Origin of the sequence: Alteromonas sp. IB21, from assembly GCF_016405965.1 — a bacterium.
Taxonomy (GTDB): Bacteria; Pseudomonadota; Gammaproteobacteria; order Enterobacterales; family Alteromonadaceae; genus Alteromonas.
In genome coordinates this window covers 1-12,950 of the sequence record NZ_JAEFCD010000031.1, presented here as the reverse complement: position 1 = coordinate 12,950, position 12,950 = coordinate 1, and the positions used below count along the sequence as shown (strand labels likewise).

8 protein-coding genes are annotated in these 12,950 nt (G+C 45.7%); 4 read left to right on the top strand and 4 right to left on the bottom strand.

Annotated elements, in window-relative coordinates; all coding sequences use genetic code 11:
* The first annotated feature begins 5 nt into the window (after positions 1-5).
* The 3 genes from astA (at position 6) to JC525_RS17130 (ending at position 3,468) form a co-directional block, all read left to right on the top strand.
* Positions 6-1,043, top strand: coding sequence for an arginine N-succinyltransferase (astA, locus tag JC525_RS17140; protein WP_198816953.1), 1,038 nt, complete (start codon positions 6-8; stop codon positions 1,041-1,043).
* 13 nt (positions 1,044-1,056) lie between these two features.
* Positions 1,057-2,526: a succinylglutamate-semialdehyde dehydrogenase gene (astD, locus tag JC525_RS17135; RefSeq protein WP_198816949.1), complete on the top strand. Its 1,470-nt coding sequence runs from the start codon at positions 1,057-1,059 to the stop codon at positions 2,524-2,526.
* 135 nt (positions 2,527-2,661) lie between these two features.
* Complete coding sequence (locus tag JC525_RS17130; RefSeq protein WP_198816947.1) at positions 2,662-3,468, top strand: DUF1338 domain-containing protein; 807 nt, start codon at positions 2,662-2,664, stop codon at positions 3,466-3,468.
* Positions 3,469-3,589: 121 nt separating this feature from the next.
* On the opposite strand, the gene JC525_RS17125 is transcribed toward JC525_RS17130, so the two are convergent.
* The 3 genes from JC525_RS17125 to parC all read right to left on the bottom strand — a co-directional run bounded on the left by JC525_RS17125 (position 3,590) and on the right by parC (position 8,655).
* Positions 3,590-5,758 carry a putative bifunctional diguanylate cyclase/phosphodiesterase gene (locus JC525_RS17125; protein ID WP_198816946.1) on the bottom strand — a complete coding sequence of 723 codons (2,169 nt, stop codon included), beginning with the start codon at positions 5,756-5,758 and terminating at the stop codon, positions 3,590-3,592.
* 11 nt (positions 5,759-5,769) lie between these two features.
* A complete protein-coding gene (locus JC525_RS17120) occupies positions 5,770-6,306 on the bottom strand; it encodes a heme NO-binding domain-containing protein (protein WP_198816944.1) in 537 nt (178 codons plus the stop codon).
* Between the two features lie 63 nt (positions 6,307-6,369).
* Positions 6,370-8,655, bottom strand: coding sequence for a DNA topoisomerase IV subunit A (gene parC, locus JC525_RS17115; protein WP_198816942.1), 2,286 nt, complete (start codon positions 8,653-8,655; stop codon positions 6,370-6,372).
* A 306-nt stretch (positions 8,656-8,961) separates the two neighbouring features.
* On the opposite strand from parC, the gene JC525_RS17110 reads away from it, so the two are divergent.
* Positions 8,962-12,087, top strand: a complete 3,126-nt coding sequence (locus tag JC525_RS17110; RefSeq protein ID WP_198816940.1) for a hybrid sensor histidine kinase/response regulator — start codon at positions 8,962-8,964, stop codon at positions 12,085-12,087.
* Positions 12,088-12,089: 2 nt separating this feature from the next.
* Here the strand turns inward: JC525_RS17110 and JC525_RS17105 are convergent, their stop codons facing one another.
* On the bottom strand, positions 12,090-12,785 hold the full coding sequence (locus JC525_RS17105) for a DUF2982 domain-containing protein (protein WP_198816939.1): 696 nt from the start codon (positions 12,783-12,785) through the stop codon (positions 12,090-12,092).
* Positions 12,786-12,950: the final 165 nt, after the last annotated feature.

The following is a 12,950-nucleotide window of genomic DNA, read 5'->3' as shown; positions in this document are numbered from 1 at the left end:
CGAACATGAATATCATTCGCCCTATCACGAAGGCCGACTATAACGCGCTTAAGGAAATCGCCGTTGAATCGGGCATTGGCTTTACGTCTTTGCCCGTTAACGACGAGCTTTTACAGCGTAAAATTGATCGTGCAGAGACTGCGTTCAACAAACCTAACGTCACTGAACCTGGCGATGAGTCGTACCTGTTTGTTATGGAAGATACCACTACCGGCACAGTAGTGGGGACAACAGGAATTGAAGCTGCTGTTGGCATAGAAGATGCGTTCTATCACTACCATCTTAGCAAAGTTGTGCATGCGTCTCGCGAACTCAACATTCACAATACGGTAGATATTCTTACGTTTTGTAATGACTACACCGGGGTGACTGAAATATGCACGCTATTCCTTCGTGAACAAGCTCGCGGCGGCATTAACGGCCGCTTTCTTTCTAAGGTTCGCTTCTTGTTCATGATGGAGCACCGCGAGCGCTTCTCAGAAACAGTAATTGCTGAGATGCGTGGTGTGAGCGATGAGAAAGGTCGCTCTCCATTTTGGGAATGGCTGGAAACCCATTTTTTCTCCATGGACTTCCCCACTGCTGACTACCTGACGGGTATAGGCAATAAAGTGTTCATTGCCGAGCTCATGCCGAAGTATCCTATTTACGTCAACCTGCTCAGTAAAGAAGCACAAGAAGTGATTGGCGAAGTACACGAAAAAACCCGTCCTGCACTTCAGCTTTTAGAAGAAGAGGGATTTTCATGTCGCGGATACGTAGATATTTTCGACGGCGGCCCAACGGTGGAAGCAAACTTGAGCCATATCCGCACCGCTCAGGCTAGTTTAAAACTGCCTGTTGCCATTGATGATAGCGCGGCGGCTCAAGGCCAGACTCACTACATTATCAATACATCAATATCCGATTTTCGTGCAGTTGCCACCGAGATGACGGTGAGCGAAGAGAAGCAAGTTGCCGTGCTTTCTCGCCAAGCGGCTGCTGCATTGAATGTCAAAGAGGGCGAGTACGTTCGCTTTGCCCCAGTTACATTCAGAGACTAAAAGGACACCCACTATGCTACATACACATTTTATCAACGGTGAATGGGTTGCCGGTCAAGGTCACGACTTAGCGTCAATTGACCCTGCAAAAAACGAAGTCATTTGGGAAGGTAAGTCTGCGACTGCCGCTCAAATCGATGATGCGATTAAGGCCGCTCGAGCTGCACTTCCAGCGTGGAGTATGAAAACCGTTGAAGCGCGTCTTGAAATTATCAAGGTTTACGGCGCTAAGCTAGAAGAAGCTAAAGCGCATCTTGCGCAGGTAATGGCAAAAGAAACCGGTAAGCCAGAGTGGGAGACGGCCACGGAAGTGGGTGCCATGATGGGTAAAATCGGCATCTCGGAAAAGGCTTACTTTGAGCGTACGGGCAATGTAGAAAACCCGATGCCCGTGGGTAAAGCGTTCATTCGACACAAGCCGCATGGTGTTGTCGCGGTTTTCGGCCCTTACAATTTCCCGGGTCACCTTCCTAATGGGCACATTGTCCCTGCACTTATTGCCGGCAATACCGTTGTGTTTAAGCCAAGCGATTTAACCCCTATGGTTGCACAAGAAATGGTGAAACTATGGGAAGCGGCAGGCCTCCCTGCCGGTGTACTTAATCTTGTACAAGGTGAAGTGGAAACGGGTAAAGCATTGGCATCCCATAGCGATATTGACGGCCTATTCTTTACCGGAAGTTCGCGCACAGGAAGGATTTTACACGAGCAGTTTGCTGGTCATCCTGGCAAAATTTTAGCGTTGGAAATGGGCGGTAATAACCCGCTAATCGTAAAAGACGTAGCCGATGTTGATGCTGCGGTTCACGATATCGTTCAATCTGCTTTCATCACATCAGGTCAGCGCTGTACTTGTGCTCGCCGCTTGTTCTTGCCAGCCGACGCGCAAGGCGATGCTATCCTTGCTCGCTTAATTGAGGTTACGAAAAATATCAAAGTTGGCGATTATGATGCTGAAGATCAGCCTTTTATGGGTGCAATGATTTCGAGCAACGCCGCAGCACTTATGGTGAAAGCGCAGCAAGAGCTTGAAAACCTTGGCGGTAAAGTGTTAGTTCGCCTTGAGCAACAAGACGAAAACAAAGGCTTCGCGACCCCAGGCATTATCGATGTTACTGAAATGCTTGCGTCACTGCCAGATGAAGAACATTTCGGCCCACTGCTTAAGGTGATCCGCTACAACGACTTTGATGCTGCCATTGAAGAGGCGAACAACACAAGCTTTGGTTTGTCGGCGGGGTTTTTAGGTGATAATGAAGAAGATTATCGCTACTTCTTTGCGCGCATTCGCGCTGGTATCGTAAACTGGAACCGACCGATTACAGGTGCAAGCAGTGCTGCGCCATTTGGTGGTGTAGGCGACAGCGGTAACCACAGAGCAAGCGCGTTTTATGCGGCTGACTACTGTGCGTACCCCGTTGCATCAGTTGAGCTTGATAAAGTCGCCATGCCGAGCAAATTAAGCCCAGGCTTGTCGATGTAATCAAGCTTATAAGTCTCGCGAGCGCTTTTTACAATGCTCAAAAGGCCGATGCAGTTTGCGTATCGGCCCGTTTAGTATCAACCCTATACGAACTATTCATCTAAAATAGTCGACGACAGAAAGGACCCTACCGCCATGCATAGCAACATTGATACGTTGTTTAGCAACATGTGGGACGATTACGTGACCATCACCCCCTCTGCGCATAAAATACATGCGCTACTTGCAGGTGAAGAAAACACCAACGACATCGTTAACGACCATGTAGCTTTTCGAACTTTTGCTCTTGATAAAACCCGCTTAGACAAACTAGCCGCACACTTCTTAGCACTTGGTTATGAAGCTAAAGGCGACTATGACTTTGAAGCGAAAAAACTGACGGCAAAACACTTTGAACATCCAGATGATACTAAGCCAAAAGTGTTCATTAGCGAGCTTCGCGTAAACGAGCTTTCAGACACCGCCCAAGGCATCATCAAAAAGCTGGTAGACCAAATGCCTGAGTCTGTAGTAGACGCAGATAACTTCTTATATTCGGGTAAGCATTGGGACGTTTCTAAGTCGGAATACGACACGTTACTCAATGAATCCGAATACGCAGCGTGGATGGCAGCGTGGGGCTTTCGCGCGAATCACTTTACCGTAAGTGTAAATCACTTGAGCCGTACCGTCGAACTTGCTGACGTAAATATGCTGCTAAAAGAAGCTGGCTTTGTGCTTAACACTTCAGGTGGCGAGATTAAAGGCGGGCCAGATGTATTCTTAGCCCAATCGTCAACCATGGCGGATCGTGCCGACGTGGCATTTAGCGACGAAACATTATCGATCCCAAGCTGCTTTTATGAGTTTGCACAACGCTATGAAATGCCTGATGGAAAGCTTTACACGGGTTTTGTCGCCGCATCGGCTGACAAAATTTTTGAAAGCACAAATGCTAAATAGCCGAAATACCTAGATGTAAAAAAAGCCCTTCACTGGGCTTTTTTTATGTTGTACCACGCGAAATGATTGCTTTCATGCCTGTACCACGAAGATCGTGCTATCAACGCACGTTTACGCGCCGTTATCGGCTTGGCTCAGTGGTATGCCTTGCTAAAAACTGGTCATAAGGCATAGGTTTATCAAAGTAGAACCCCTGCATCAGTTGGATTTCGGCTTGCTCCATGAAAGGAAGGTAGGATTCCAGTTCTATTCCCTCTGCTACTATGTCTATCTTGAGGCTTCTCAGCATAGCTACTAACCCCATGAATAGGGCATTTGCTTTACTGTCTTGATGGATACCTTGTACCAAGCTTTTGTCCACTTTGACCACTTCAAACTGAAAGATTCGCAAATAGCTAAGCGAAGAAAAGCCGCTGCCAAAATCATCTAGGGAAAGCCTGAAGCCGTAATCACGTAAACGGTTTAATGCTCTAAGTGCTGCTTTTTCATCTTTCACGAATATCGACTCCGTGAGCTCCAGCTCAATATATTCGGGAGACACGTGATTGTTGTCACAAATAGACGCCGCTTGTTCTGGAAAGAGCGGGTCGAGCATCTGAGTCGCACTAATATTGACCGAAAGCGGAATGGCGTCACCTTGCTGAGATTCCATAATAGAGATGTAGTCGCAGGCCGCTTCTATCGCTTGCAAGCCTATTGCGCTATCTAGTTTGTACTCTTCAGCAATGGGTATAAAAATGGCGGGCGAAACTACACCATGTAGACCCGATATCCACCTACATAGTACTTCCCCACCCTTTAACTGTCCTCGCAGATCATATTTTCCCTGAATATAGAAATCTAACAGGTGATTTTCTACGGTCCTACGCAAATCATTCACCATACTCACTTGTCGGGTCATACTTTCATACAACCCCATTTCGTAAATAAATGCCCGCCCTTTACCAAGCTCTTTGGCCCGATACATGGCGGCATCTGCGCACTGTATTAAGCTTTCTATACCGTCGCCGTGTTCAGGGAAGTCAGCAATACCTATGCTCGCTGAAAGTCTTAACTGTGAAGACTTTGTACGTATAACGTTTTCTTCAATTGTCTGAATAAGCAGAGTAGATTTATCTGCCACGTCATTCACTGATTGCCCGGGCAGCACTGCAATAAACTCATCGCCTCCCCACCGGCCGACATCGCCAATAGGCTCAAATAACTCCCTCAGTAATACGCCGACACGTTTGAGCTCTATATCCCCTTGTTCGTGTCCAGCAGTGTCGTTAATGGCTTTGAAACCATCTAAGTCGATAAAAGCCAATACAAATTGCTGCTTATTCTCAACCAGCGTTGAAATAGACTCTCGTAAGGAATTTCTATTTGCTAGGCCGGTCAATTCATCATTAAGCGCCAGCTGACGTAGCTTCACCTCATTGCGCTTCCTATCGGTAATATCGCGCATTGTAGCGATCAAATAAGATGACGTATGCTGATAGGTTTCAAATAACGCGATGGAAACATCGACGTTCTTTACTTTTTCAGTTTGCGCTTTTATTGAAGATTCAAAGCGTACTTGTTTATTTAACGTGAGTAATTCTTTATTCACTTTCTCGGAAATGAATATCCGATTGAAGTCCATCCCAATGCACTGCTCTTTCACCGACGCGCCCATTAATTGAATGAACGCGTCGTTGCACTCTGTGATAACAAGTTCAGGCGATAGGACGAGCATAGGCTCTCTTGAGCTGGCAAAGGCCGACGCCATCAGATGAAAGGATTGTTCAGCCTGACGCTGAGAGGTGATATCTCTAGTGGTCCCGACAATATGCAGGGCTTCACTAGACTGACCGCGTTTTAGCACACGCCCCCTCAACCGCACCCACTGATATTCCCGTTCTAGCTTTAATCGGAATGAAAATTCGATGCGACCGCGGTTTCCATGTAGCGCCATGCTCCAGTGAAATTGAAGACCGTCGAGGTCATCTTCATGCACGCGCTCCATCATGTGAATTAAAGTTCCAGACCACGTTGACTCACTCTCACTGTGCAGTGAGAAGGAACGAATTTCCATTATGTCGGTATGAGCTTTCCAGCTCCAGAACGATTCTTGAGACGCCCACAGCGCGAGCTCTAAATCCTTTTGAACAGCTTGGCTTTCTTTGAGTGCCACATAGAGGCTTTGGGTTTTTTCTCGTAATAGCTGCTCCGCCTGTTCTCTAGAATGGCGTTCACGCTTTAAACGCCGTTCTAGAATTTCAGTGCGGTCTTTCTGCTTAACAGAGTCGTGCGAAGTGTCATGCGCCATTACGCCTCCAGCTAAACGATAGAGATACTAAACTCGTAGGTGTGAGGAATATCGAGCTGGCGGGTTTCTCTTTCTAACTTGCAGTTATAATACTCTGCTGCCGCGTCCATCAAGCCTTCAGCTAGCGGATATAGCTCTCTTTCGGAGTAATACTGTAAGCGCATAGTCGTGTCTGTGCGTGAGAGCACTTTAAATCGCGGCAGGTCTGCATCGGGATAAAGCTTTTTCACCTGGACGTGAATATCACCGTCTAGATGCTCTAGCATTTGCAGTATGTCAGTGGTGTTTGCAAGCACATCTCCATGCACAGCACCAAGCTTTCCGAACAGGTAATGGCCAAAGTCGTATAATAATTCGTTGGCCGACTTACCCGTTTTTTCTACCAGTACGCCGACCATACGCTCCATCTGTTCAAATGGATAATATCCGACAGCGGTATAAGCACCGTCATTTTCTAATTCAGCTTCCATGATGACGTCGTCTGCGAAATCAGGAGACACTTTTTCCTCAAGCATATCGATTAACGACGTGAAAACTATTCCTAGCATAAAAAATCCTCAACAAATCCTATAGTGAGTCTAGTTCAACTAGGCGTAAGAACAAACTAAACTTTATGACAAATCTTCGGGTGTCTCATCCTTATTTGGCAGCACCACTTCAACAGAATCAACCCGTTGGAGCCCTCGTGGCAGCTTATTACCTCGCCGGCCTCTCTCACCGTGATAATGCGTCAAGTCAGCCGCGCTGAGTGTCATATTACGTTTTCCCGCACCAACCTTGATGGCGGCGCCATCAGGAACAACGGCGAGCACTTTCACATACTCCTCACGGGACTGGGATTTAGCCGAGGGTATATTGATTAGCTTATTTCCCTTACCTTTGCCCAAGCTTGGCAGGTCGCGTAACGGGAACATCAACATACGTCCTTCGTTAGAAATGCTTAAGCACCAATCTGAGTCAGGGTTAGTAACAGGCATTGGCTTCATTACTTTCGCCGCAGTGGGTAGAGACAAGTAGGCTTTACCGGCTTTATTCTTACTCACCATGTCTTTAAACGTACCCACAAAGCCATAGCCTGCGTCAGAGCCAACTAAGAACTTACTCTCGTCGTGTGCCATGATGACATGCTGGAACGATTCACCTCCAACAATACTAAAACGCCCTGTTAACGGCTCGCCCTGACTTCTTGCAGAGGGGAGACCGTGAGCATCACAAGAAAAAGTGCGCCCAGAGCTATCCATAAAGACCGCGGGCTGATTACTCCTTCCTTCTGCACTTGATAAATAGCCGTCACCCGCCTTATAGCTCAGGCCTTCTGCATCTATATCGTGACCTTTAGCACACCGTGCCCAGCCTTTTTCTGAAAGCACTACTGTCACTGATTCAGCGGGAACTAATTCTTTTTCTGACAGTGCTTTCGCCTCACCACGTTCAACGATAGGTGAACGCCTGTCATCGCCATACTTTTCAGCATCCGAAAGGATTTCTTTTTTGATGAGTGTTTTAAGGCGACGGTCTGACCCTAATAACTGCTGAAGTTTATCCCGTTCCTCGGCAAGCTCATCCTGCTCGCCCTTAATCTTCATTTCTTCTAGCTTAGCTAAATGCCTTAGCTTTAATTCTAAAATCGCTTCTGCTTGCTTATCGCTCAGCCCGAATCTCGACATCAACTCCGGTTTGGGTTTATCGTAAGTTCGAATTATTTCGATAACTTCATCAATGTTTAAAAATGCGATGAGCAAACCTTCAAGAATATGAAGGCGCGCCAGTACTTTATCGAGTCGATATTGCAATCGTCGAGTTACCGTATCTTTTCGATACTGCAACCACTCAGATAAAATAGTGCGCAGGTCTTTAACCTGAGGACGGCCGTCTAGACCTATCATGTTCAAGTTAACGCGATAATTTTTCTCAAGGTCAGTGGTAGCAAACAAATGCTGCATCAACTGCGTAACATCAATGCGATTTGAGCGCGGAGTGATGATTAAGCGTGTTGGATTTTCATGGTCAGACTCATCACGAAGGTCGCTTACCATCGGCAGTTTTTTTGCCTGCATTTGCGCAGCAATCTGTTCTAGAATCTTTGCGCCAGAGGCTTGGTGTGGCAGAGCAGTGATCACTACATCACCATTTTCTTCTGTATATACCGCACGCATTTTGATCGAGCCACGCCCCGTCTCGTACAGCTTTTGAATATCAGACTTTGGCGTAATAATTTCTGCTTCAGTCGGATAATCTGGCCCATTCACATGCGCTAAGACATCGCTAAGTTCGGCTTTACTGTTATCCAATAGCATGGCGCATGCATTGGCCAACTCTCTTACATTGTGAGGCGGAATATCAGTAGCCATACCTACGGCGATGCCTGTAACCCCATTTAACAATATGTGAGGAAGGCGAGCAGGCAAAACGCTTGGCTCTTCTAACGTACCGTCAAAATTAGGTACCCAGTCGACCGTACCTTGGCCTAGTTCGTTCAACAAAACTTCCGCGAAACGAGAAAGCTTGGCTTCAGTATAACGCATGGCAGCAAACGACTTAGGGTCGTCTGGCGCCCCCCAGTTTCCTTGACCGTCAACCAGCGGATAGCGGTAAGAAAACGGTTGCGCCATGAGTACCATTGCTTCATAACACGCTGAGTCGCCGTGAGGATGAAACTTACCTAAAACGTCACCTACTGTTCTGGCTGACTTCTTATATTTGGCGTTGGCGCTTAGTCCTAAGTCAGACATCGCATAGATAATACGACGCTGAACAGGCTTCAAGCCGTCAGAAATGTGCGGCAATGCACGGTCCATGATGACGTACATGGAATAGTTAAGATAAGCGTCTTCGGTGAAGCGTCGAAGAGGAAGTTGCTCTACCCCATCGCGATTAATAATGATCTCGTCACTCATGATAATTTTTTCGTTTTGTTATTAATACCAATTCGCTCGTGATAGTACGGCAGTCGTTTGTCGATTATTAGCGCACGACTTAAAGGAAGCACGTGAACATTAGAAGCTATTGTGGGGGAAACCGCAATTGTGTGCAATCTTTGAAAAACATTGTGGTTTGTTTGTTGAGTATTTAACGCCTTAAGTGTTTGTTTTGTTATTCTTCGAAGAGAGTGGTTAAATAGGGCTGATTGAGTACTACCACATATTATTCAGTTGCGATTAAAACAATAGACCTTACCTAAACAATAAAAAGTACAGATAAATATGGCTATCTTTCGCGTGTTCTTTTTCCTATTTCTCCTCTTAGGTAGCTGCCTCGGTTCAAATGCTCAAGCACAGCATATCGAACAGCTTTTCGATGAAAACAGTACGCTAGATCTATCTGATTCCCTGTTCTATCTATTTGAAACCGATTATCAATTGACTATCAGTGATGTATCAAGAAGGCGAAATGACTTTCTCATGCATCCTCATCACAATCCGAATTTTGGTTTTCGCAATAACGGTATGTGGCTCCTCACCCGTGTCGCTAATGTATCTAACGAAAAGAATTGGGTATTTTCTATAAATTTTAGTCAGCTTGATAACGTCGATTTTTACTTAGTGCAAAACGGCAAGGTGTTAGCGCAAAGTCATCAAGGGAAAGCACAAAAAGAGCAACGGTTTCGTGTGCCTACCTTTCGCGCTGAACTTCAAAGCAGCGAGCCCGTTGATCTGTACGTACGCATAGAAAGTCAGTCATCCAGTCTCATTGCCCCTCTTCGCATTGAAGCTGAGCCCATTCACGACCTTTCTTATCAAATCGATAGCCTATTATGGGGTCTCTTTTACGGCGGCTTACTTATTCTCGCTATTTATAATTTAGTGCTGTTTTTTGGGGTAAGAGAAAAAAGCCTTCTCGCCTATGTCGGCTATATTTTTGCGGTTATTTTATGGCAGTTTGTATGGGGCGGTCATACACAACTCGTGTTCAGCGAGGGTATTCCCTCCTGGATAGTGGGTCACTCAGAGCTTATTTTTGTGATTATTGGTCTTAGCTCGGGCCTCTTTACTATCATGTTTTTAGAGACCAAGAAAAATTCGCCTACCGCCCATCCCATTATTAAATTGCTCATGATTGGCCAAGGGTTAATTGGCTTTATCTGTTTTGTTGATGTCTTGCCATCAATATGGAAGAACAATGTGGTTTATGGGCTGGGGCTAGTTGCTATATTGAGCTATATTTACGCGGGTTTTGAAGCCTTCATCAACAAGTTTAAGCCCGCGCGCTACTTTATTTTTGCATGGGGCATGCTGGCTAGCGGCGCAATAATTGGCATGCTTAGCTTGGTCGGTATATTGCCAACCAATGATTTCACCACATATTGTTTCCAGGTAGGCGTCTTTCTTGAAGCTGGATTGTTCTCGTTTGCGCTTATGGAGAAAAGCAGAAGACAGCTTGAAAGCGAAGTTGAACAAGCGACGAATGACTTGCGCAATAACGTTGAACTGATTGAAGAGCAAAACGCACGTTTAGATATCGCCAGAAAAGATGCCATTAAAGCGAGTAACGTGAAATCACAGTTTCTTGCAAACATGAGCCATGAAATTCGAACTCCGCTCAACGCTATTTTAGGTTTTAGTCGAGAACTAGATAACGCTTCACTGCCAAGTGATCAGCAAGAGCAAGTAAGAATTGTCAATACAGCGGCTGATAACCTGCTGACCATTGTTAACGACATACTGGACTTTTCGAAGATTGAAGCGGGTAAGCTACAAATAAATAATCAGCCCTTCTCGCCCAACAAACTGCTGGAAGAAATGGTTACTATAATGGCTAAATCGTCCCACAGTAAACGTATAGAATTCGTTTTCGATTTAAACCCCCTGCCTGAAAAGTTAATCGGCGATGTGTTTCGCATAAAGCAAGTGCTTAACAATCTTCTCAGCAATGCTTTGAAATTCACATCCAGCGGCACCATCACGCTTTCAGTGAGTGGGCGCTCCCTATCTCACGGTATTCACGAGGTTAATATTACGGTAGAAGATACGGGTATCGGTATTAGTCGACATGACAGGAAAAAACTATTTAATGCATTTTCTCAGGTCGATGATGCGCTCAACCGCAACTATCAAGGAACAGGGTTAGGACTCGTTATTAGCCGTGAGTTGGTGAGACTCATGAATGGCGACTTATCGCTTAAAAGTATCCTTGGCCAGGGCTCAACCTTTAAGGTGGCATTAAGGATGAACCAGTTAAGCCAAAAGTTTTCACTTTCCCCTTCTGACGAATGGACAGACAAGAAAGTGGTTATCTTTGATCCGGTTCCAACAACCCGACGCTCGAGCGCAAAAATCATAGCGACACTTGGCGCGACCGTTACGTCTGTAGAATCATTAGCGTACCTCGCCACGCTTACGGAACAGGTTGATTTCTTTATGGCGACTGTACCTGTGAGTAAAATGGCAGAGCGAGACACGTTTCTTGGTCAATTCGTACAGTTTCCGGCGAAAAAACGTATTCTCTGGTATTCAGGCCCAGAGCCATTTGCGCAGTATCCGAGTTTATCCCAGCATTTCCATTCTCAAATACGTATGCCGATGACACTCACCAAGCTCGACAGCTTGGTGCACAATCAAATGAGGCCTGTTAAAAATGCAATGCACGAAAAAATAGCAAGCCTGCCAAAAGCCAAAGTGTTAGCGGTTGATGATATGGAAATGAATCTTAAGCTATTACATACCTGGCTTGACCAATCTCCCGTCAACTTGGCGACGACGATCAGTGGTCAAGATGCTGTTAATCAATGCCAAACCCAAGAATTTGATTTAATCCTAATGGATGTGCAGATGCCGGGTATGGACGGCTTACAAGCAACCCGAGAAATCCGTAAATCACCATTGAACATGGGCACACCAATTGTGGCCGTTACCGCTCATGCGTTTAAAGAAGAACAAGAGCGACTGCTCGCTTCAGGAATGGACGACTATCTGCCTAAACCCATAGAAATTGAACAACTTATTCATTTAATTAAGTCGTGGTGTATTGATATCGAGCCAGGAGAGATAGTGCTCCCGTCCATTGATTGGCAACTTGCGCTGAAACGGGCGAATCAAAACCAAAATACGGCAAAAGAAATGCTTCAAAGCTTCGTTGACTTGCTGCCAGAAACGATCGAGCTTCTCACTACGCTTTGGGAATTAAAAGACTATAGTGGACTTAAATCTGAAGTGCATAAGCTACATGGCGCGTGCTGTTACACCGGCTTACCGACGTTGCAGCATTTGGCTAACGAAACAGAAAGCGCCCTTAAACTAGGTCAACACGAATTAGTTAGAGACCACTTACCCGCGCTTATCGAAGAAGCTAAGAAAGTGATAAAAGAGAGTGAACATAAGAAACAGATTTAGCCTCACTGCGCTTCATCTATCTGTCGTGCACGTTGGCATTGCGCGATAAGTGCAGCAAATTCACTGGCATCTCGGTCTAGCTCTGAACTCGCTATAAAGATGTCATAGCCAAGTCGCTTCCTCAGCTCTACCATGCGGTGAGCCAGCATTGCTTTAATGCCTTTTATGACGGTGCCATCTTCCATTACATACTGCTTATCATCGAACATTGATTGCTCATAACAGCTCCCCGACGCGCAGTTTCCATCTGAGTTTTGCATCAGCAGCGGACGCTGTTCCATCAATAAATGTGTGGCAAGCCGTGGGGAAATAGTGTGTAGGAAGTCGGTGTAACTTTTAAGCTTAAAACCCACTGTTTCAAGGGGAACGTGATCTAGGCCATGACGTACACGCGGACAATCTGCCCGCTGAAGATTATCCCAGTGTATGCGCCAACTACCCAATCGATGACGGTAGGTAATGAAGTCTTTAGCTATCTCTAAGCTGTAGTCTGGCTCACGAATTTTAAAATAGCCTACCAACAAACATACCAACGCGGCGCTGGTTAAAAAAATGCCTGCTAAAAAAAGCCAGTCTGGTAAAAACACCAACCACAAAGCAGACACAATTAACCCAACACATCCCAATACCAAACTGGTAATGCCATTACTTTTTGACGCAGCTCTAATAAAAATAGGTTCAACACTAGTGCCAGACATAAAGATATACCACCAACATAATTATGGCCCAAACAATATAAAGACGTGTGCGTTTACACTTGACGCAGTCAGTGTGCCACCAGCGCATTAATGGGTTTGTTTTTCGCATATGACGTGGTCAAGCAAATTCACACAACCCAGTTAAGCAGCTTTTTCTAAGTCCGC